The sequence below is a fragment of the Mycobacterium bourgelatii genome, from assembly GCF_010723575.1.
GTDB classification, from domain to species: domain Bacteria; phylum Actinomycetota; class Actinomycetes; order Mycobacteriales; family Mycobacteriaceae; genus Mycobacterium; species Mycobacterium bourgelatii.
The window spans coordinates 4,038,331-4,060,949 of record NZ_BLKZ01000001.1; the positions used below are offsets into that span (position 1 = coordinate 4,038,331).

The following is a 22,619-nucleotide window of genomic DNA, read 5'->3' on the forward strand; positions in this document are numbered from 1 at the left end:
AAGTCAACGCGGCGTCAACGCACCTGCCAAGCCAACCGCGACCGTGAGCAGCGTCACCAGTTAGTTGCGCATGCGCATCTATACACGCTAGATATATTGGTTATATACTTCATCTATTGAATCTGGGCACCAAGACGTGTTGGCGACCCACGTGGATGGAGACGCCAATGAGCAACGGCGACAAGGCAACCGAATACGTACTGACACCCGAAGACATTGTCTGGCACCAGACTGAACTCGGACCGAAATTCTGGCTCAGTAACGAGTTGGTCGACGACGATTATTCAAGCCTCTTCAGCGCCCAATTGACCAAGTTCGGCCCGGGTGGTGGATCGTCCCCACACAGCCATACCTACAACCACGCGTTCTACTTCCTCAGCGGCCGCTGCAAGGTGCAGATCGAGGATGACGTGTGGGAGGTAGAGGCGGGTTCGTTCGTCAAGGTGCCCGCATCCAAGCAGCACAGCGTGATCAACGACGGCACCGAGGACCTCGTCTTCCTGGTGATCTACGACCCGCCGAATGTCGACGACAGGCAGTAGGGCCGTCTAGGCATCGAACCCCAGCAGTCGGGTCCTTCAGCTGCCCCGATTCCACCTGGTAACCGATTACGCTTTTGGCCATGTCACTCGAGGTTGGCCAAGTGTTCGCCGGATACACAATCCTGCGGGTACTGGGCTCCGGCGGGATGGGCTCGGTGTACTTGGCCAGGCACCCGCGATTGCCACGCGAAGACGCGCTCAAAGTACTTTCACCCGAATTGATCAATGATGCGGAGTTTCGGGCGCGCTTCCTGCGGGAGGCCGAGGTAGCGGCGACGTTGTCCCACCCGAACATCGTGCGAATCCACGACCGCGGCGAATACGACGGCCAGTTCTGGATCTCGATGGCCTATGTGCCCGGCACCGACCCCGCGCAGCTACAGCGCGAACACTTTCCCGGCGGAATGCCGCTGGATCAGGTGGCGGCCATCATCACCGATGTCGCCTCGGCCCTCGACTATGCGCACCACCGCGGACTGCTGCACCGCGACGTCAAACCGGCGAACATTCTGCTCACCGAAGCCGACGGGCAAGCTCGACGCGTTTACCTCGCCGACTTCGGGATCGCCCGTCGCATCGAGGATTCGACGGGCCTGACCGCGACCAACATCATGCTGGGCACCGCGTCCTACGCGGCACCCGAGCAATTGAAGGGCGAGCCGCTGGACGGTCGTGCGGATCAATATGCCCTGGCCTGCACCGCCTTTCACCTACTCACCGGTTCGGCGCCGTACGTCGACTCCAACCCGGTAGTGGTGATCACCCAACATGTCACCGCACCGCCGCCCTCGATCGGTGCCCGCCGCCCGGAATTGGCGAGGCTGGATCCCGTATTCATCCGCGCCATGGCGAAAAACCCGGCCGACCGGTTTGCCAGCTGCGCGGAGTTCGCCGCCCAACTGCGCCAGGACCCGACGATGCCCGCCTACGCCCAGGACATCGCACGCACCGTGACCGCTCCGACTGTGCCGGGCGCAGGGCCCCAGCCGCCCGGAAGGCGACCGCGACCCCGCGCGCTGATTGGCGCGCTTGCGGGCATCGGTCTGCTGCTCGTGGCCGGCGGCGTCTTCGCGGGGATAAAGCTGACTCAACGCCATGACTCCGCCCCTCAGGCTGGAGCACCACCCGGTGCCACGTCCACTTCCCCGACCAAAGCCCCCAACGCGGGGCCGTTCACCGGTGCCTACCGAGCCAACTTCGGCGCAGCGACCAGCATGGATACTGACGTCCCCGGCCCGGGCATGGTGCCGTCCACCGACAACTACGCCGTCCGCTCAACGTGCGGGCCCAGCGGTTGCCGGGCCACCGCGGCTCACCTCGGGGGCGAAACCACGTTCGCACCGACGTTGGTGTTCGACAAGCTCGGTGACCGCTGGGTGTCGGTGGCTCTGGGCCGCGACAAATGCCAGGACGCCCCGGCCGAGATCTGGGAAGTGTTCATCCTCAAGGAGGGCCCCCCGGGCACGTTGACCGGAGAATTCACCGCGACCACCGCGAACGATTGCGTGGGCCGACACACCGTGACGTTCACCCGCATCGGCGACGTCGATGTCGAGAGCCTGCCTGATCCGTCGGCGTTACCGGCGCGCGTGGTGTCGCCGGCAGAAGCGCTGCGCGGCCAATACCACCAGCGACGAACCTTCCAGATCCGAGCCGCACCGCAGGAGATCGACTACACGGTCACCACCCACTGCCTACGCACCGGCGACCGCTGTATGAGCTTCTTCCACAATTTCTCGGGGGCCGTGGAACCGCTGGTGTTCGCCGATGGGAACTGGACGTTGAACACCGAGCACGACAGCACGTGCCCGGGCCGCGGCACCCCGATGCACGTGAAGAAGACGGGGCAGTATCCCCTGCCCGAGCCCCCGCAGGATCCCATCACGTCGCTGACCGGCCAAGGCAGGCAGGAACAGACCGGGTCCTGTGCGGTCAGTGTCGGCTTCGACGAATCCTTCACTCGCACAGGCGATTAACGCCCAGACCATGTCCCTTGAAGTTGGCCAGGAGTTCGCCGGCTACACGATCGTGCGGAAGCTCGGTGCGGGCGGGATGGGCGCGGTGTACTTGGCGCGGCATCCACGATTGCCCCGCGAGGATGCCTTGAAGGTGTTGCCGGCGGACGTTACCAACGATCCGCACTATCGCGCGCGATTCGAGCGCGAGGCCGAAATTGCGGCGGCGCTGTCCCATCCGAGCATCGTCGGCATTCATGACCGCGGGGAATATGAGGGTCGGTTGTGGATCTCGATGGACTACGTGGACGGCACCGACGCGGCTGAGCTGCTTGCGACGAGGTACACGGGCGGGATGCCGGTCGACGAAGTGGTGGCGATCATCACCGCCGTCGCTTCGGCGCTGGATTATGCACACCACCGCGGACTGTTGCACCGCGACGTCAAACCGGCCAACATCCTGCTGACTCAACCTGACGGGCAGCCGCGGCGAGTGTTTTTGGCGGACTTCGGCATTGCACGACGGATGGATGATGCGGCGCGCCTGACTCAGACCAATATGGCGGTGGGAACAGCGGCCTACGCCGCGCCCGAGCAGTTGATGGGTGAGTCCCTTGACGGTCGCGCCGACCAATATGCGTTGGCCTGCACGGCTTTTCACCTACTAACCGGCACTCGCCCGTACAGCGACTCCAATCTCGCGGTGGTGATCAGCCAACAGGTCACCGCCCCGCCGCCCTCGATCGCAGCCCGCCGCCCGGAGTTGGCCGCACTGGATCCGGTGTTCGCCACCGCGATGGCCAAGCACTCGGCCCAGCGTTTCGCCAGCTGCCAGGAGTTCGCCCAACAGTTGGAGCAATATCTCACCGACGCGTCCTACGTGTTCGAGACCCGCGCCGCCCCCGTGGTGACGGTGCCGGAGGCCGACGGTCGGCGCCGCCGCTCGCCCCTGCTCGTCGGCGCGTTGGCGGCCGTCGTGTTGCTTGTCGTTGCCGTCGGCATCTTCGCGGGCGTCGCGCTCACCCAGCAGCAGGGCCCGACCGCCACCGCGAGTGGTCCCTTGGCCGGGACCTATCGCGCCGACTTCGGACCGACGATCGGGCTCGATGCCCCACCGAGTCTAGGGACAACGGCGCTGACGGCTACGTACGGCCTCCGGTCGGTGTGTGAGACGGGTGGTTGTGTGGCTACGGCAACACGTCGCGGTGGCGCCCAGCTGGGGCCCGCGGCGCTGGTGTTCGACCAGATCGGCGGACGTTGGGTGTTCGTCGCAGTGGACCCTGGTCAATGCGAAGGCGCCGCTGCCGACTCGTGGCAGGTAATGACGTTGCAACCAGGTTCCGACGGCACTCTCAGCGGGGAGTACACGACGAATACCGGCGGTTCGTGTGTCGAACGACGAACCGTGACCTTCACCCGCATAGGCGACGCCGATCTGAACGACATCTCAGACCCGGCCCGCCAACCCAAGCGAGTCGTGTCGCCCGCCGAAGCGCTGCGCGGTCATTACCACTTGACAAGGACTTTCACGGACGGGAGCCCCCCGCTACAAGCCAGCTTGGCCGGCACTACCTACTGTCTACGCACCGGCGATCGGTGCACCAGCTTCCTGCACGATGCCTTCGGTGGATTGCCGATGGTCTTCGCCGACGGCGTCTGGACGTATGCGATACAGCGGGAGGACACCTGTCCGACGTCCGGCGCGAACGCCCAGGTGCAGGTCACGGGGCAGTTTTCGGTGCCGCAAGTGCCGCAGGATCCGATCACGACGTTGAGCGGGCACGGTCACCAAAGCATCAGCGATTCCTGCGGTGACAGCGACTTCGACGAAACGCTTACGCGCACTGGTGATTAGAACCGTTTCACCCTGGTAGGCGCGCGGGCTCGGCCTCGTTTGCCCCGGTCCCGGTGCGCAGCGGGTGTGGGAAACAAATCTTCAGGACATACGATTTGGCCATGGCGCTGGAGGTTGGCCAGGTATTCGCCGGATACACAATCCTGCGGCTGCTGGGCTCGGGTGGGATGGGCACTGTCTATTTGGCGTCGCATCCGCGGCTGCCCCGTGAGGACGCGCTCAAGGTGCTTCCGGCGGACGTTACCGACGACGCTGAGTTTCGCGCCCGTTTCGAGCGCGAGGCTGACCTGGCGGCCACCCTGTCTCATCCGCACATCGTGGGGATCCATGACCGCGGCGAACATGACGGACAGCTATGGATCTCGATGGAGTATGTGGAGGGCACCGACGCTCACCACCTGTTGAGCCAGAAATTCCCGACCGGTATGCCCATCGACCAGGTCGTGACCATCGTCAATGCGGTCGCGTCGGCGCTGGACTACGCGCACCATCTCGGGCTGCTGCACCGCGACATCAAACCCGCGAACATCTTGCTGACCGAACCCAGTGGCCAGCCGCGACGCGTGTTTCTGGCCGACTTCGGCCTGGCCCGACGCATCGATGACCCGTCCGGGCTGACCAGGACCGATGTCACCGTCGGCACTGCGGCTTATGCGGCACCCGAGCAATTGACGGGCGAACCGCTAGATGGACGCACCGACCAGTACGCGTTGGCCTGCACCGCCTACCACTTGCTGACCGGTGGAGCGCCATACGGCATGTCCAACCTGGCCTCGATGATCAATCAGCACCTGACGGCGCCGCCGCCGGTGATCAGCGAGCGTCGCCCCGACCTCGCCGGACTGGATCCGGTTTTCGCCAAGGCGATGGCCAAGAACCCAGCCGACCGGTACGAAAGCTGCCAGGAGTTCGCCCGTCACCTCGCGCAACACCTCAGCATCGCCACCCAGAGCGTCGAGGTCACGCAGCCCACGATCGACCTGAAGGCCCTGGACATACGGCCTCCGGTGCGGGACGAACCCAAGCGACGGCCCCGCGCCCTGCTCGGCGCCCTGATCGCGGTCGCGGTCCTGCTCGTCGCCGGTGGCGTCTTTGCGGCCGTAAAGCTCACCCAGGACGAACCTTCAGGCGGCACCGCGGCCCCCACCGCTCCCCCTGCTCCCCCGGCCAACACCGGTCCATTCACCGGCGTTTACCGCGCCGACTTCGGCCCGCCCACCACTCTCACCGGCGAGCCCGCCCCGGGGACCAAACCGTCGTCGGCGACCTACGCGATTCGCTCGGCGTGCACGTCCGGTGGGTGCGTGGCCACCGCCTCGCGGGTAAAAGGCGACCCCACCTTCGCGTCAACCATGGTGCTCGATCAGATCGACGGACGGTGGCTGGCTGTGGCCCTCGGTTCGCAACAGTGCCGCCAAGCGCCCGCCGAAGTCTGGCAGGTGTTCTCACTGCGTCCCGAGGCCGAAGGCACGTTTACCGGCGAATACCGTTCGGAGGTCCGCAATGCCTGCGCGGATAAGCGAACGGTGACCTTCACCCGCACCGGCGACGTCGATATCAACAGCCTGCCCGACCCGAGCAACCAACCCAAGCGGGTGACGTCACCCGCCGAAAGCCTCCGCGGCCAATACCACCTCACGCGGACGTTCGCGACGTTGTTGCCGCAACAGCAGACGGACTTGACGGTCACCACCTACTGCCTCCGAACCGGCGACCGGTGCATGAGCTACTTCTACTCGGAGAACGAGGACAGCCCACTGGTGTTCGACGGCGCCAACTGGGTCCTGGACATCGGGCACGCCGAAACGGCCCAGGGCTGCACCGATCTCCAGGTGAAGACCACCGGGCAATACCCGCTCCCCCAGCCGGCACAAGACCCCATCCCGCTGCTCACCGGCCACGGTAACCACCAGCAGACCGGCAACTGCGCCGTCAGCGTGGACTTCGACGAAATATATGCTCGCACCGGCGATTAATGCCGATTACTCAGGACCGCATACGGAACGAGGCACTTACTGCGAACCGGGCGGACCCAGACGCAGTAAGTGCCTCGTCACCTTGCCTCACAGGATGTACAACATCTCCTGGTAGGTGGGCAGCGGCCACAAGTCGTCGGCCACAACGGTTTCCAGCGTGTCAGCGGCGGCGCGCACCGCATCCATCGCGGGGAGCAGCGCATCGCGGGCGTGTCTGGCCTCGTCATACGCCGACTCCGCGGAGTGGTCCGACAATGCCGACTTCAGCGTCGTCAGCGCCGCGGTGAGATCGGCCAGCGGAGCCGAAACCGCTTCCAGCGCAGCAGTGCTCGCCTCCACACCGGCGGCCTTCAACGTCGCGATGTTCTGCGCGAGTTCGGTCTGGTAGCGAATTGCCGCGGGCAGGATGACCGTCGTCCCGATCTCCAAAGCCAGCTTCGCCTCGACCCCGATGGTCAACGCATACTGCTCCAACCGGACTTCGTAGCGGCTTTGCAGCTCACGTTCGTTGAACACGCCGTACTTCTCGAAGAGTTCGATCGCTTCCGGCTTGATCAGCTCGGGGATGGCGTCCAGCGTGGTCTTGAGGTTCGGCAAACCACGCGCGGCGGCCTCAATCTGCCAATTCTCCGAATAGCCGTCCCCGTTGAACACCACCGCGCCGTGTTCGGTGATGACCTCGGTGAGCAGCTTCTGCACTGCCTTGTCGAAGTCCTCACCCGCCGCGACGGCCTCCTCCAAGACCGTGGCCATGTAGTCGAACGAGTCGGCCATGATCGTGTTGAGGATGATCATCGGGACCGCAACCGTTTGGTTGGCACCGGGTGCGCGGAACTCGAAACGGTTGCCGGTGAACGCAAATGGGCTGGTCCGGTTGCGGTCGCCCGGGTCGGTGGGCAGGTGTGGCAGCGTGTCGACACCAATGATCATGGTGCCCTTGCCCTTTGACGAGGTCGCCTCGCCCTTGGCGATCTGCTCGAAGACATCGGCGAGCTGCTCGCCGAGGAAGATCGAGATGATCGCGGGGGGCGCCTCGTTGGCACCCAGGCGGTGGTCATTGGTGGCCGAGGCAACCGAAACCCTCAGCAGCCCGGCGAACTTGTGCACCGCACGAATCACCGCGGCGCAGAACACCAGGAACTGGGCGTTCTCGTGCGGGGTGTCGCCGGGCACCAGCAACGAGCCGAGCTCGGAGTTGCCCACCGAGAAGTTGACGTGCTTACCCGACCCGTTGACACCGGCGAACGGCTTTTCGTGGAACAGGCATTCCATGCCGTGTTTCTTGGCGACCGTCTTGAACACCGTCATCAACAGCTGTTGGTGGTCGGAGGCGAGGTTGGCCCGCTCGAACATCGGCGCGACCTCGAATTGGCCTGGGGCCACTTCGTTGTGCCGGGTCTTGGCGGGGATGCCAAGCTTGAACAGCTCCCGTTCGGTGTCCATCATGAAGCCCAGGACCCGCTCAGGCACCGCACCGAAGTAGTGGTCGTCGAACTCCTGACCTTTGGGCGGCTTGGCACCGAACACCGTGCGGCCGGCGTTGATCAGGTCGGGTCGGGCCAGGAAAAAGTGCCTGTCGACCAGGAAGTACTCCTGCTCGGGCCCGCAGAACGACACCACCTTCTCTAGGTCCTGGTGCCCGAACAACTTCAGGATGCGTTCGGCATGTGTCCCCATCGCCTGCTGACTGCGCAGCAGCGGTGTCTTGTAGTCCAGCGCCTCACCGGTCATGGAGACGAACACTGTGGGGATGCACAGGGTGTTGCCGTTCGGGTTCTCCAGGATGTAGGCGGGACTCGTGACATCCCAACCGGTGTAGCCGCGCGCCTCGAAGGTGCTGCGCAGCCCACCCGACGGGAAGCTGGAGGCGTCGGGCTCGCCTTGGATGAGGGTCTTGCCGGCGAACTCGGCAAGGGTCTGACCGTCGGAGATGGGTTCCAAGAAGCTGTCGTGCTTCTCGGCGGTCAGCCCGGTCATCGGGTAGAACACGTGCGCGTAGTGGGTGGCGCCCTTCTCCAGCGCCCAGTCCTTCATCGCCACGGCGACGGTGTCGGCGACCGCAGGGTCAAGCCTGGCACCCTTTTCGATCGTCGCGACGATGGATTTGTACACGGCCTTGGGCAGCCGAGCCTGCATCTCCGCTTTGGTGAAGACGTTGGCACCGAAGATCTCGCCTGGAGGCTCGTCAGGGTCGAAAGTGATGGCCGGGGGAACGTATGCCTCGACGTTGTTGATCGCCTGCAGGCGGACGGCGTTTCCGCTCAATTGAGCTCCTACCAATGGGGGGAAGTGAACTGCCCCACCCTAGGAAGGTTCGAAGTCAATCCTGTTACGCCAGCGTCAACGATGGAGCGCCAACGATTGCGAACGTGAGACAACCGCCGTATACGGGACGTCAGAGCTTGGCACGCGGGCGGAATCCGGTCTGCGCAAGCGCGACCGCCACCGCTGTGCCTATCGGACCCTTGTGATCGAGGAGAGAGGCCGAACCGTTGGCCACCCCGTCGTGGCTGTAATGAGTGTGTGACGCCAGGCCGATGTGGGGGCCGTCGGGGAGTCGACTCAGCGTCAGCGTGTAGTCGACGTTGATGAACTGCAAGCTCTCGGTGCCCCAGTTGGCGATTGCCGCCGTGACATCACCTGCCATGGCCGCGCGGGTGAAGGGGGTGAAGGGTTCGCCGGCGATCAGCGGGTGCGTTTCGCACACCCACGTGTACTTCGGTCCGGGCGTGTGATCCCACGCGGGGTCGGGGTTCTGCAGTTCCATACCCCAGCCGTAGGTGCGCATGAAAAGCGACGCGCCGTCGTGTTCGTCGGGTCGCTCCGGCATCTCGATGGGGTTGACCACACCCGTCCCTCGGGCTGCGCACCGCGCCGCAGGAACAAGGCGCTGGCACGCGCCACTGCGGTCCCATGCTGGGTCATCACGGCCTCGACAAGCCGCAGACGGCGTCGCTCGTGGCGCACACTGGTGTGCACCTCGACCGGCTCCATCGCGGTTGGCGCGGGGAGGTCGACGGTCAACCGCGCGGGTTGCAGTTCCGGATCATCGACGGCGCGTTCGACGGCCCAGCCCAGCAGGCCGCCGATGGCGTGGCCGCTGATCTTCGGGCCCCAGCCACCGCGTGCGAGTTTCGTTGGTACGTATTGATTTCCGACACGCTCGAAATACGGCAGCGAGGAGAAGTCCGACACTATTCGCCTTTCGTACCAACGGTGATCAAATCGGACAGCAGCTGGGTCCACACCGGTCGTCGGACGCGATGCTGGTCGGTGATGGTGAATCCTGCGTCTTCGAACAGGGCGCGCATTTCCTTGGGCGACGGGTTGTGCTGAGGTTTCCACCTACTGGCCGAGGGGATTTGCAGCAGCGGTTGGCGCGCGCTCAGTGTCGCGACGGCCACCAGACCGCCGGGGGCCAACACCCGATGGAACTCCCGCAGCGCGGCCGGTTGGTCGAAGAAGTGGAACGCCGAGGTGGTCACGACCGCGTCAAGAACCCCGTCGTCGAAGGGTAGTTGCTCCGCCGGTGCGCGCAGCCATTGCACCCGTTCGGATTTCGCGCGAGCCTGGCTGAGCATGCCGTCGGACATGTCGACGCCGTAGATCTCCGCGGGTCGTAGTTCCCGCTCGATCCGACTGCTGAGTACGCCCGTGCCGCAGGCAATGTCGGCGATCTTGTCGGCACCGTGGGCGCGTAGCGCCGCAATAACCTCGTCGTGCGGCGGCCGATAGATCCACTGCTGCAGAAACGGCAGGTCGTACGCCGGCGACAGCAGGCTCCACATGTTGGTGACCGCGCCGTTGAGCACGCGGCGCGGCGCAGTCACTTACTCAGGACCGATCTGTAGTAGACGGTGTCCGCCATGGAAACCGAGTCGTGGCTTTGCGGGACGGCCTGCAGGCCGAACTCGGCCAGCAACTGGCTCATCGGGGTACCGACCGAGCGCCAACCCAGGTTCTCCACGTAGGCGGCGTAATCGTTGCGCTCGCCCTCGAAGCCGAGTTCGTCCCAGTCCAGCTCAAAACCGTGCTCACGCCATTTGGCGGTGGAGCGGCGCATCATTTCCCGGGCCTTTTCGGTGTCGCGCTCCGGCTTGTTGGGGATGGCCTCGACAGCCAGCCGGCTGCCGTCGGCGCTCAGCGCGGTGATGTTGTCCATCAGGCGGTCTTGGGCTTCCGGCGGCAGGTAGCCAAGGAGTCCTTCGGCGATCCAGGCGGTGGGCTGCTGGCGGTCCAGGCCGGCCTCGACGAGCGCGGTGGGCCAGTCCTGGCGCAGGTCGATGGCGACCGTGCGCAGATCGGCGGTGGGGGCGGCGCCGAGACCCTGCAGGGTGGCGGCCTTGAACGCGATGACCTCGGGCTGATCGATCTCGAACACCTTCATGCCCGCCGGCCACGCCAACCGGTAAGCGCGGGAATCGAGGCCCGAAGCCAGGATTACGGCCTGGCGGATTCCGGCCTCGGCCGCGTCCTGGAAGAACGCATCAAAGAATCGGGTTCGGGCGGCCATCGCGTCCGGCATGTGTTCGAGCTTCCAGCTCGACTCGTCGTCGTCGACGTCTTTTGCGAGAAGGTCACCGCTGACCCACCGAGTGAAGAAGTCCACGCCGACGGCGCGGACCAGCGGTTCGGCGAATTGGTCGTTGATCACCGGGTTGGGGGCGTTGGTCGCGATGGCACGGGCAGCGGCCACCATGGTCGCCGTGGCGCCCACGCTGGTGGCTAGGTCCCAGGTGTCGTTATCTGTGCGCGGCACAGCTTGTCTCCAATGTCAGAACAGGGTCAGCTACTAAGTTAGATACTTAGTTAGTTTAACGACTATTGGAGCACGTGCGGCTGTGAGCCGCGTCACCTGCGGTCGAGCTAGTGCCTGCCCGGACCGCCAGGCCCGACCGGTCCAGGCCCAACCGGTCCGGGACCAACCGGACCAGGCCCCACCGGTCCGGGGCCAACTGGCCCGACCGGACCCGGGCCTCCGGGGCCACCGGGTCCGCCGGGTCCATTCACCGCCGGAAGTACAAACACGCAGGTGTTCAACTCGAAGCTCCACGCCCAGCCGGGAGCGCATTCGTCGGCCCGGCTGATTGGCGGCACGACTAGTCCGGTCAGCACCGCGGAGGCAAGAGCGAACGCCCCGATTGCGGATCGCCTTAGCACATGGCTCATTGCAAACCTCGCTCCTTCGTCGTTGGGCGGAAAGCGCCAACTTGTGCGTCAATTTTGCGCCCAGTCCGGCGATTGTGTGACGGTTTTGCGCAGTCCGGGACTCGGTAAGCGCGGTCACGACGTCCAGCGGATACTGACCTAGACGAAATCTTCGGCTGTGAAGGAGGCGGTGGATGGCGGGCGGTGACGCATCGCCGCGCGGGCACACCACTCTCAAGCTCGGGAGCCAAACGTTGCGCTGGTTTGTCCTGGTGTTGTGCATTGCGCTTGCGGGATGCACCAGCGTGGTCGGCGGCACCCCGACGGCCGCGCCGAGAGGCGCCGGTCCCAGCGGTCCCATCCAGCCTTCTCAGCTGGACGATCTGTTGACGCCGTCGGCGTCGTTCTCGGTGGTGCCGAACCATCCGCTGACTGAGGATGACATGCAGGCCGCGTTGTTCATCGGGGCCGATCCGGCGAAGTGCCATGGCGCGGTGGCGTTCGGTCGCTTCCCCTTGTTTCCGAGCAACTACACCGGTCGTGAGGCCCGCACCCAGCAAGACCATCTGAAGGACCAGCACCAGTTGCTCGAGGTTTCGGCCGCCTATCCGAGCAACTTCGATGCCGCCGGCTTTCTCGCCTCGGTACGCAACACGGTGTCCGGCTGCCAGCACCCCGTCAGCGCCTGGGCCGACGACGAGCGCAGGATGACCGTGACCCCGGCGGCGCTGATGCCGAGTGCGCCCGAGATCGTGCATTGGATGACGACTTTGAATGGCCAACGATGGATTTGCGAGTTCGCGGTGATCGCCAAGGCCAACGTCGTCTCGGAAATCGTCACCTGTTCGCCCGACCGCTCGGTGGACATCAATCCCTTGGCGACCAAGCGGCTCGAGAAGATCAACCAGCTACTCAGCTTCACCGCTTGACGCGGCCGCGTCCGCGCGCTCCTCGGCGGGCGCGGTACGCCGGGAAGACCTGCGGCGGACCACCCACACCACGCCCCAGACCAGCGCGGCCAGCACCGGTAGCCATGGGAGCAGGAACCCGACTGTCAGCACGACGGCGTGGACGGCGGACAGCAGCGACTGCCACCCATGCTGGAGTGCGCCTCCGAAACCGGTTCGGGGGGGCACCGTCGGCGTGGTCGAGATGTTGACATTGATCGTCGCGTACGCGATCTCGTCGCCCAGGGTGGCGCGTTGAGCACGCAGTGAGTCCAGTTCGGCCTGTCGTTGAGTAAGCGACGATTCGGCAGCGAGCAGGTCGGCGACGCTGCCCGCGCGGCCCATCAGTTCGCGAAGTCGGTTGACCGAGGTCTGCAGGGCAGCGATGCGGGCATCGAGATCCACGCGCTGCGAGGTGACATCGGTGTGGTTGATCGACATCGACCGCACGTCGCCGAGTTTCTTGGCGTCGGCCAGGACGCCGTCGAGCTTGTCGGCGGGAATCCGCAACGCGAGGTCGACCGTCGGCTGAGCGGACTGGGACGCGGACTGCTGCGACCGCGAGTCCACCCGGCCTCCGGCCTCGGTGACCGCGGCGACCAGCCGATCGGCCACGTCGGCGGGCTCGGTGACGACCAACTGCATCGATCCGGTGGTGACGATTTCGCGCTTGAAGGGAGTGCCGTCCGTTGGCGACTGTGGCGGAACCGGCGCGGGGGCCTCCGGCACGACGACCGTGTTTTCGGTGCCGGCGCCGCCCCTCGTCGCGGGAGCTCCCCGGCCCTGCCCGGGCGCCTCGCGGTAGGCATCCGAGACGTCGTTCAGTTTGCCCGACACCACGCCTTCGTCACGGGCCGTCGGGGGGACGCCCTCCCCCCGAAGCGACCAGGCAAAGCCAAGACCGACCAGCACGACGCCGACCAACGCCGCGGCGATCACGTTGCGGAGCTTGACAGTTCGCGGTGTCGGTTTCGGTGCCTTTGCCGTGTTTTCGGCACTTACACCAGGGATGGGCTTGGCGGCGGCGGTATCGCGCCGAACCGATGCCTCGACGGGTTGCAGCACGCGGTGCAGTAGTGCGCCCTCGGCTACCACCCGGCCGTCCCGGCTGTCTGGGGCGACGAACGCGGTGAACCTGCACAGAACTCCGAACCGCAGCGAGGTGTCGACGATCCGCTGCTCCAACTCCTTGGTCGAAGCCTCGCCTGCCGCGGCGTAGCGGTCCTCGAGGTCGCGTACATGCGCCCGAGCCCACTGCGCGGTCACCTCCGGCGCTTCAAGGGGATGGCCGCCCACCGTGACCGACCAGTCTTCGCCGGCGTCCGTCCCGCCGCGCAGTGTGATCGAGCCGAGAGTGGTCCCTGCACTCCCCCGGTACCGTCCGGTCACCACCAACGGGGTTCCGGGATACAGATCCGGCAGCCGGGCTGGGCTGGTGGTCTCCTCAATCAGCGAAAGCCCCTTGGCGTGCAGTGTCAGCGAATGCGCAAGTGGCACACCGATGTGGCGCCGGATCGCGGGCAAAGCCTCGTCGAGCCGATCCTCACTTTCCACCAGATCGCAGCTACCCCCGCCCACTGTGGCAAGCCGGCGCAAGAATCCGGCGTTGACGGCTTGGTCGATACCGACGGTGTGCACGCGCACTCGGCGCAGGTCGCTCGCCAGTTCACGCAATAGTTGGTCTTCGTTGCCGATCTGCCCGTCGGTGATCACGATGACGGCGACGTCACGGCCGGTGCTCTGCCGCGCGTCGCCGGCCAGCGCGAGCGCCTGCCGCATTGGCGCCAGCATCGTGGTGTTGCCTCCCGCCTCGACGCGCGCGAAGTGCTCGACCGCGCGATAGCGGTTCTGGTCGCTGGCATCGACCAGACCCTCACCCAGGCCGGTCGGACGGCTGACCCCGTCGCCGATGGTCAGCACCGCGAACCTGTCCTCGGCGTCGAGCGTGTCCACGATTCGCGCGGCGGCGCGGCGCGCGGCCACGACCTTCCACCCCGCCATGCTGGCGGAGTGGTCGAGCACCAGCACCACGTCCCGGGGCCGCGACGGCCCGCTCGATGCCGGTGGCAGCACGGTGAGCCGATACGTCCCCTCGTCTCCGTCGCTGTCGGGGACCAACACGAGTGAGCTCGTCAGAGCGTCGACTCCGTAGCGCAGCCGGAGCACGAAGTCCCGTTTGGGCGTTGTCCCGGGTTCTATTCGGATCCGTCCGTCGTCGGTCGTCACCGCGGGCAGGTTGGACTGCACCTCCGGTACCGGGAGACCGGCCGGGTCGAGGCCGATGTCGATGGAGACCGGCACTCGATGCGGGAAATCCGGCGCGAGCACGGGCGGGGTGATGCGGGACGCGTCCGGCACCGCGTCCGTGTCGTCGGCATGACCGTCGCCGACGGCGAAGTCGGCGAGCGGTTCACCCGGGATGTACCGGGGCGCAACCACGAGCGGAAAGCGGAATGTCGCCTCGCCGTCGTCGTACACCAGTGGATTGACCATGGTGAGCGTCACGCCGACCCTCGCACCGGGCAGGATGTTGCCGACCCGCATGGTGAAGACGTCGGGTCGCTCCTCTTCGGTGATGGACGCCCGCCGGCCCGACGCCACCGCCTCGTCGTAGGCTTCGCGCGCGGCCTCACGCTCGCGAAGTTCCGCCTCGACGGTCCGCCCGTCGACCGTCATCTGCATGCGGGTGACCGCGGCGCGATCCGGCAGGGGAAAGACGTAGCTGGCTTCCAGCGGTTCGTCGAAGGTGTTCACGAAGGCCTGGGTCAGTTCGATTTGGCTGGTGAGGCCGGTGATCTCGACCCGGATGTCGACGCGGTCGAGCGGCAGGCTCCCGCGCTCGGTACGCAGCGCACCCAATTCGGCGTCGTCCGTCCCTACTTCACTCGTCGGCGTGATGCGGACGGTCATGAGGGGCTCCGTTCGTCGAGGGAGAGCAGGCCACGATCGGCCAGCAGATCGAGCAGTGGCCGTGCGGCCTCGTGGATCGCGTGGATGTCGTCTTCGTCGGGACGGCCGTCGGGGTCGCCGGGCAGCATGAGCAAGGCTCCCCCGGGCAGACTCACCGCCGACAGCTTCCTAACAGTGTCAGGGGCGGCGGCAGGGTGCTCGGCCCAAAACCGCCTCCGTCTTGCTGGCCGCTCCTGTTCGCGAGCGTGCGTGTCGGTACGGCGACACACCGTCGAATCCGGCATTTCGTGCACGCTCGCGGCAGGTTCCGACGGCGGGGCCAGAACTTCTTCGGGGACGGCGGCGACGCGGCGCAACGTTTCGTCGGTCGCGCCCGCGAGCTCGGCCTGGATCTCGGCCAGCGACCGACCCTCGGCCTGCCGGCGTTTGACCGCAATCACTTGCAGCAACTGCCTCGGGCCATACAGCGCCGTGCGCCCCTGCATGGCCGGGCGATCCACCAGACCCGTCGTCGTATACCAGCGCACCGCCCGGCGATCTGGTAGCTCCCGGACCCGGCCGTTCGGCGCTCCCGGATACGCGGGATCGGCCAGTCCGACGGCAACCCGTCGCACCAACTCGTCCAGCGTCCACGACGCCTGCGCGGTCATGTTGTCGATACTGACACTGTAATCGTGACACTGTCAATGTTTGGGTGAACGAGAGTGCCGCCCGCGAAGCGCTTATCGTCGACTGCTCGTCGGTGCGTTGGAGGACTTGATGAAGGCCGAACAGGCCAGGCCGATCGCGAAGGGCACTGCGTCGGCGACGCCGACAGCGATCAGTGGATGGTCGAGGTCTTCGACCGAGGAGGCCGTCCTCGCGGCGGTCGGTGCCGCCTTACTGACAAGGCGTCGTTCGGTCTGGGTCAGCCGTGGTCGGGCGGACGGATGCCGAGGGCCTGCAGGAGTTGGTCGCGCGGGCTCAGCTGCCTGAAGGCATCCTCGCGAGTCGGGTTACGGAATTCGCTTTCGCCGTAGAGCTCCGAGGTTCGCAGCTCCGTCAATTTCTTTATCTTGTCGCGCAACGTCCGAAGACTCGGCAAGGGAAGGAGCAACAGCGCTTTGTCGCCCTCGACATGCGCGGCGTGCTGGGCGGCGTGCTGGGCAGCATGCGCCGAAGTGTCCGTGCGCGCCAGGTTGGGGTGAGCCGCGTCGTTCAGCTGCAGTGACGGGGGCTTGGACAGCGACTGTTCCGCTGCCGCGGATGCGGTTGTGGGGGTTGCCGGTGCTGGCGCCGCCGCGGGAGCCACCGGCGCCACCGGTGCGGTCATGCCCGCGATGGGGGCGAATTCGCCGTCCGTTCCGGCAAAGGTAGCCCCGGCCCCGGCGTCTCCGACATTGCCGGCGCCATGTCCAACGCCACCGGTAACCCCGGCAAACAGGCCGCCCGGATTGAGCACGCCGGAGCCGCCGGCCCCACCACCCAATGGCGTCGCCGGGACAGCGGGTCCGGTCGCGGCTGCACTGGGACCGCCAGCTGCAAAGTTCGGGTCAGCGACCCAACCGGCCGCACCACCGCCGGTGGTCATGAAGTTGATGCTTCCCGCCCCGCTGGGTGCGCCGCCGTTGCCGACCGACGCGGCGGACGAGCCGCCACCACCGCCCGTACCGCCACCGCTGAAGTCGCCGCCACCAGCATGGACGGCTGACCCACCGCCCGCCGCAACGCCGCTACCAGCACCCCCGTCGCCACCGAGCCCGCCGGCCCCTACCCCACCGCTGCCACCGCCGTATGACGTAGAACCGACCGGGGCCGCGCCGGTGGTTTTTCCATCGGCGAAGACCCGCTCAGCGGTTTCCCGGCCGGTGCCCACCGCACTCTTGGCGCCGTCGATCAACGAGCGCCCGGTCGGGGATTCGGCGGCTGCCTTGACGGCGCCAAAGGCATCTTGCATCGGCGAGACGTTGGCGGCCTCGGTGGCCGCATACGAACCCGCGCCGCTGCGCATGAGCTGCACAAACTGCTCGTGGTACGTCGCCGCCTGAGCGCCGACGGCTTGGTAACGCGCCGCGTGATAATTGAACAGCGCCGCAATGTAGGCCGATACCGGATCCCCGCCCGCGGCCGTCAGGTCTGACGTCGGGGCGGCAGCGGCGGCATTGGCCCCGCTCATCTGCGCAGCGATCGCGGACAGGTCATTGGCCGCCGCGGCCAGCAACTGCGGCGTAACGTTCAGATCCGGCATAGGGAGCTCCCACCCCTGCTGTCAGTCGGCTGTGGCGCTCGTCATCGTGCCATAGCTACGGCAGATCGTATCGCTGTAGAACGCGTTACACCGAGACTTTGGGCGTAGTTATCGCAAGGACACCCAATATGTCCTGGTCAGGCACCGCCAGTTGGGCCTACCAGCGTGGTGTCGATACCAACGAGTCCGGGCTCGGCGGTACCGCTGCGGAGGTAACTGTGGTCATTTCGGCCGTGCGGTTCATCCACCATTGACGGACGCGGTAGCGCTGCGGCTTACCCGTGGCCGTCTTGGGCAACTGTTCGGTGAATTGGATTGCCCGAGGCAGCTTGAAGGCCGCCAACCCTTCTCGGCACCAATCGATCAGTTCCGTCTCGCCGACGTGCTCATGGCCCGGTGCGCAGACAACCAGGGCCACCGGCTTGTCAATGCCATCGGCGTTGGGCACGCCCACTACGGCGGCGTCAGCGACAGCGACATGTTCGAGCAAGCGTTGCTCGACCTCGACCGGTGACACCCAGATGCCGCCGGCCTTGAGCAGATCATTGGATCGGCCCAGGCAGTGGTAGTACCCGGCGTCGTCGACGAAGTAGGTGTCTCCGGTTCGAAGCCAGTCACCGTGGAACACGGCTTGCTCGGCGCCGGGGCGCTGCCAATATCCGAGCGCAATCGAGTCACCGCTGACGTACAGGTCGCCGGGCGTCCCTCGCTCGACAATGCGACCGTCGGTGTCTCGGATTTCGATCCGGTATCCGGGCACCGGCTTGCCGGTGGTGCCCGGGCAGATGTCCTCAGGACGGTTGGACAGGAAGATGTGCAGCGCCTCCGTGCTACCGATGCCATCGAGGATGTCGACACCGAAGCGCTGCCTGAATCGAGTCTGCACGGCGACGGGCAGTGCTTCGCCGGCCGACACGCACAACCGAACGGTCTGGAACGAAGTGTCCGGTATCTCGGCCTGTAGCAGGCTGGCGTAAAAGGTCGGCACCCCGAAAAAAAGGCTCGGCGCGGTCGCCGCGATTCGGTCGCACATCGTGCGTGGGGCGGGCCGGGCGGGCTGCAATATCGTCGTTGCTCCGGCCGCCAGTGGGAAGAACAAGCTATTGCCGATTCCGTAGGCAAAGAACAATTTCGCCACAGACAAACAGCGGTCTTCGGGCCGTATGCCCAATACCCGCCGACCGTAGCTCTCGTAGACGTGGCGGATGCTGGCGTGCCGATGCATGGCCGCTTTCGGCGTCCCCGTGGTTCCGGAGGTGTAGAGCCACAACGCCCATTCGTCGGCGCGGGTGAGTGCGGGATCCTCGGCATCCTCGGGTTCCGCGGGATCCGCAAAGGCACCGACGATGCCAGCCCATGCGTGGACACTGACGGTGCGGCGCGACAGTCTCGGCAGGACGTCGTTGGCGCAGCCGGAAACGATGAGATGGTCGACATCGTTCGATGCTTCGACGGCCGGCAGCAACGCCGGTAGGTACTGCTCGGTCGCGACGACCGCGCGAGGCTTCGAGTCTCGGAGAATGTGTTCCAACTCCCGCCCGATGAGCATCGTCGACACCGGTACGGCCACCAGACCCGCATGAAAGGCCGCCAAAATCGTGCTGGCCATCTCGATGTCGTCGGCCATCACCAACACGATGCGGTCGTTGCGCTGCAACCCGAGCCCCCGAAAGCCTGCGGCTAGGCGGCTCACTTCGTCGGAGAGCTGCTGGTAGGTCCGCACGCCCGACCCGATGACCGCTACCTTGTCGCCCAGCCCCTGGCGTACCCGTCGATGTACGAGGAAGTCGGCAGCGTTGAAGAGCTCCATTCGCTCACACCCGCTGGACGTCGAACGTCGCATGTTCGCCGGACCCGTAGGTGCGCAGTGCGCCGTCGGGACCCACGGCATTGGGCCGCACGAAGATCCAGTTCTGCCAGGCGCTGAGTCGGCCAAAAATCTTTGTTTCCAGCGACTCCGGACCCACAAATCGGCAATTGGCCTCCATGCCGCTCAGCGCGTCGGGTGAGAGTGACGCTCGCTCTTCGAGGACGATCCGAAGCTCCTCGGCGAAATCGATGTCGTCGAGAACGGACGTGACCAGACCGAGCTGAGCGGCGTCAGTGGCCGAAATCGACGTGCCTATCTGTTCGGCCACGGCCACAAGCTGTTTCGGGTGACCGTAGAAACGTGACTCGAGCCGAGTGAGGCCGTTTCCCATCGGATAGCTGCCGAAATTCGATTCGGTGACTTCGACGGTCGCCGGCGTCGCGTCCGTGTCGAGGTCCTCGTAGATGCCCTCGAGCATGAACTGGCGGTCACACGCCAGCGCCAACTCGAGCAGCATCCCCACGTACGCACAACCAGGTTCGATGACGGCGAACAAGCTGCGGCTGGTGACGTCCAGACGCTTCAAAGTTCTTTTGTAGTAATGGATTACCTCGTTGATGAACCAGTCGTTCTGGTGGTCCAGCAGTTGGCGGTCGTAGGCGCCGACCAAGTCGGCCTCGCCGACGACACGGAACACCCAAAGGCCCAGCGCGGTTTCGTTGGTGCGCAGATGCAGGATCAAATCATCCAGTTCGCGGGTGAGCGCCAGGGGCCAGTACGAGGCACCTTGCCGGACGGCTTCGGCGGGACCAGCGGGTGGCTCCGAATCCGGTCCCGAAACCACGATGTCGACGCACCGCTCGTTGGGGTGCATCGTCGCCCGGACATACCGATACGCGATCTCATTCGCGTCCACTCGTGGGGTCAACGGCGTCAACGCGACGCCCGCCGCACTCTCCGGGCGCCACGACCGGCGAGCGGCACTCTCGGCGCGCGCGCGAACCCGTTCGCCGAATTGCGCTCGTGGCACGGCCTCATCGACGAGGCCCCACTCGACGGCGGTTGCCCCACGTATGCCTTCCGGTCGTGTCGCAAAGGCGTCGGCACGGTCCTTGCGAACCTTGCGCTTGTCGACCACTCTGGTCAGACCGCCCGTTCCCGGCAGGACTCCAAGGAGGGGGACCTCGGGCAGCGAGACCACCGACGATCCGTCGTCAATGAGGATGATCTCCTCGCACGCCGCGGCGAGCTCATAACCACCACCCGCCGCCGTCCCGTTGAGCGCGGCGATGTATGTCTGACCCGAGTTCTCCGTCGCATCCTCGATGCCATTGCGGGTTTCGTTCGTGAACTTGCAGAAGTTGACCTTACACGAGTGTGTCGACTGCGCCAGCATCCGAATGTTGGCTCCAGCACAGAACATTCGGTCCATACCACCGGTGACGACAACAGCCTTCACCTCCGGGTGTTCGAACCGAAGACGTTGGACGGCATCGTAGAGTTCGATGTCCACTCCCAAGTCGTATGAGTTCATCTTGAGCTCGTAGCCCGGTACCAATCCCCCGGTGGGATCCACGGCGAGCGTCAACGTTGCGATGGCTCCGCCGAAATCCAGCCGCCAGTGCCGGTATTGCGAGGGTTCGGTGCGATACGACACTACGGTCATCGCCGTACTCCGCAGGCTTGGTCCTCGAGGGAGGCTTCGTCGTCGAGGTGTACATAGTCGAATTCCACTGGCTGGCCGTTGATTCCTACCTTCGGCGGCGCGATCCAACCGGCGAAATCCCCTGGTTGATAGTGCGGCACCATCAATTTCGCCACGCGCTCCCGGTCCTCATCGGTGGGTAGCCACGCCTCGGCCTTGCGGTGCCACTCCTCGCTCGTCAGCACTTCACCGGTTGGTGATATCCAGTGACCGGCGTAGGTGCCGATTGTCCGGTTGAAACCCTCGTGCGGCAGCACAAGTCGTTCGTCAAGACCGACGGCTGCGAGCGCCTGGTTCCAGCGGTGAACCCCGTTGCGGCAGTCCGCAACGTATTCGTCGCGAAGGTCGAGGTTCAGCGCGGTGAGGTAAGGCACCGTGTCTTCAACTATCGCGCCGCCACGTACCGTGCGCATGGGATACTTTGCGGCCCTGAGCATGTGATCGTCGTCGCGACGATCCTCCTGCCAGCGTCCCTTGAGACCTCCGGTGTAGTAGGCGGCGGCATTGGTGGATTGTTCGGAGCCGAACAGGTCCATCGAAACCGAGAACTGGGCATTGAGGTATTTCTGAATTACGTCCAGCGGAATCCCGCCGTACTGGAAGAGGTCGACCGAGCCGTGCGCGGCCATCAACTCCGCCGTGCGCTGGACTGTTCGCTGGACGCCGCTGGCCCCGACGAACATGTGGTGCGCTTCTTCTTTCAACATGAACGCACAGGTGCGGGCCAACGGATCAAAGGCCGACTCTTTCAGCGTCCCAAGTTGATACTTGCCGTCGCGGTCAGTGAAGTAGGTGAACATGAAGAACTGCAACCAATCGGTGGTTGCCTGATTGAAGGCCCCCAATATGCGAGGAGTGTTCCGGTCACCGGAGTGGCGCCGAAGCAGCTGTTCCGCCTCGTTGCGGCCGTCACGTCCGAAGTAGGCGTGCAATAGATACACCATTGCCCATAGGTGCCGGCCCTCTTCGACGTTGACTTGGAACAGGTTTCGCAGGTCGTACAGACTGGGCGCGGTTCGGCCGAGAGCGCGCTGCTGCTCGACCGACGCGGGTTCGGTATCGCCTTGCACGGTGATCAGTCGCATCAACTCGGCTCGATGCTGGCCCGGTACCTCCTGCCACACCGGGTCACCTTTGTGCCTTCCGAAGCCGATTCGGCGATCGAGGTCGCGTGGAGCCAGGAATATGCCCCAGCGGTATTCCTGCATCGGGACATGGTCGAAGTGAGCCCAACCATCACGACCCACCGCTATTGCGGTGCGCAGGTACACGTCCTTGGTGGGCAGTTGAGGGCCGAGCGTCTGCCACCAGTCGAGGAATTGTGGTTGCCAGCTCTCCAAAGCGCGCTGCAGTCGGCGGTCCTCGGACAGGTTGACATTGTTCGGAATGCGTTGGCTGTAGTCGATTTTGCTCAGTGGCCCGACCGGTGCCGGCGCAGTGCCGACAGGTGCCCGTTCAGTCGTCACGATGTCCTCCTCGGGCTGAGGGGTAGGTACATTACTCTACACTTTTGTTACGACTCGTCTATGTTTTGTAGAAGATAA

General features: G+C 65.4%; 14 protein-coding genes and 1 pseudogene. 5 read left to right on the forward strand and 10 right to left on the reverse strand.

Annotated elements, in window-relative coordinates; all coding sequences use genetic code 11:
* Positions 1-167: 167 nt before the first annotated feature.
* The 4 genes from G6N68_RS17510 (at position 168) to G6N68_RS17525 (ending at position 6,328) form a co-directional block, all read left to right on the forward strand.
* Positions 168-542 (forward strand): cupin domain-containing protein, encoded by a 375-nt coding sequence (locus G6N68_RS17510; RefSeq protein ID WP_240355516.1) that lies wholly within the window; start codon positions 168-170, stop codon positions 540-542.
* An 80-nt stretch (positions 543-622) separates the two neighbouring features.
* Positions 623-2,518 carry a serine/threonine-protein kinase gene (locus G6N68_RS31515; protein WP_163714826.1) on the forward strand — a complete coding sequence of 632 codons (1,896 nt, stop codon included), beginning with the start codon at positions 623-625 and terminating at the stop codon, positions 2,516-2,518.
* A gap of 10 nt (positions 2,519-2,528) precedes the next feature.
* Entirely contained in the window at positions 2,529-4,352 is a 1,824-nt protein-coding gene (locus G6N68_RS17520; protein WP_163714829.1) for a serine/threonine-protein kinase, read from the forward strand.
* Positions 4,353-4,453: 101 nt separating this feature from the next.
* Positions 4,454-6,328 (forward strand): serine/threonine-protein kinase, encoded by a 1,875-nt coding sequence (locus G6N68_RS17525; protein ID WP_163714832.1) that lies wholly within the window; start codon positions 4,454-4,456, stop codon positions 6,326-6,328.
* A gap of 87 nt (positions 6,329-6,415) precedes the next feature.
* On the opposite strand, the gene G6N68_RS17530 is transcribed toward G6N68_RS17525, so the two are convergent.
* From G6N68_RS17530 to G6N68_RS17545, 4 genes and pseudogenes are all read right to left on the reverse strand, one after another.
* Positions 6,416-8,593, reverse strand: coding sequence for a glutamine synthetase III family protein (locus tag G6N68_RS17530; protein ID WP_163714836.1), 2,178 nt, complete (start codon positions 8,591-8,593; stop codon positions 6,416-6,418).
* A 130-nt stretch (positions 8,594-8,723) separates the two neighbouring features.
* Positions 8,724-9,526, reverse strand: a pseudogene (locus tag G6N68_RS17535) (acyl-CoA thioesterase domain-containing protein).
* Positions 9,523-10,158: a class I SAM-dependent methyltransferase gene (locus G6N68_RS17540; protein WP_163714839.1), complete on the reverse strand. Its 636-nt coding sequence runs from the start codon at positions 10,156-10,158 to the stop codon at positions 9,523-9,525. The pseudogene G6N68_RS17535 and the gene G6N68_RS17540 overlap by 4 nt, the downstream one beginning before the upstream one ends.
* The gene (locus G6N68_RS17545) at positions 10,155-11,087 is read right to left on the reverse strand and encodes an SAM-dependent methyltransferase (protein WP_163714842.1); all 933 of its coding nucleotides are present in this window, start codon (positions 11,085-11,087) and stop codon (positions 10,155-10,157) included. Before G6N68_RS17545 ends, G6N68_RS17540 begins: the two co-directional genes overlap by 4 nt.
* A 583-nt stretch (positions 11,088-11,670) precedes the next feature.
* On the opposite strand from G6N68_RS17545, the gene G6N68_RS17550 reads away from it, so the two are divergent.
* Complete coding sequence (locus G6N68_RS17550) at positions 11,671-12,405, forward strand: sensor domain-containing protein (RefSeq protein WP_163714846.1); 735 nt, start codon at positions 11,671-11,673, stop codon at positions 12,403-12,405.
* Here the strand turns inward: G6N68_RS17550 and G6N68_RS17555 are convergent.
* The 6 genes from G6N68_RS17555 to boxB all read right to left on the reverse strand — a co-directional run bounded on the left by G6N68_RS17555 (position 12,385) and on the right by boxB (position 22,541).
* On the reverse strand, positions 12,385-15,333 hold the full coding sequence (locus tag G6N68_RS17555) for a DUF4349 domain-containing protein (RefSeq protein WP_163714850.1): 2,949 nt from the start codon (positions 15,331-15,333) through the stop codon (positions 12,385-12,387). The two genes, G6N68_RS17550 and G6N68_RS17555, sit on opposite strands and share 21 nt — an antisense overlap.
* A complete protein-coding gene (locus tag G6N68_RS17560) occupies positions 15,330-15,983 on the reverse strand; it encodes a MerR family transcriptional regulator (protein WP_163714853.1) in 654 nt (217 codons plus the stop codon). Before G6N68_RS17560 ends, G6N68_RS17555 begins: the two co-directional genes overlap by 4 nt.
* A 257-nt stretch (positions 15,984-16,240) precedes the next feature.
* Complete coding sequence (locus G6N68_RS31520) at positions 16,241-17,560, reverse strand: PE family protein (protein ID WP_163714856.1); 1,320 nt, start codon at positions 17,558-17,560, stop codon at positions 16,241-16,243.
* Between the two features lie 157 nt (positions 17,561-17,717).
* On the reverse strand, positions 17,718-19,370 hold the full coding sequence (locus G6N68_RS17570; RefSeq protein ID WP_163714859.1) for a benzoate-CoA ligase family protein: 1,653 nt from the start codon (positions 19,368-19,370) through the stop codon (positions 17,718-17,720).
* A gap of 4 nt (positions 19,371-19,374) precedes the next feature.
* Positions 19,375-21,036, reverse strand: coding sequence for a 2,3-epoxybenzoyl-CoA dihydrolase (gene boxC / locus G6N68_RS17575; RefSeq protein WP_163714861.1), 1,662 nt, complete (start codon positions 21,034-21,036; stop codon positions 19,375-19,377).
* Entirely contained in the window at positions 21,033-22,541 is a 1,509-nt protein-coding gene (gene boxB, locus G6N68_RS17580; RefSeq protein WP_240355517.1) for a benzoyl-CoA 2,3-epoxidase subunit BoxB, read from the reverse strand. Before boxB ends, boxC begins: the two co-directional genes overlap by 4 nt.
* Positions 22,542-22,619 lie beyond the last annotated feature (78 nt).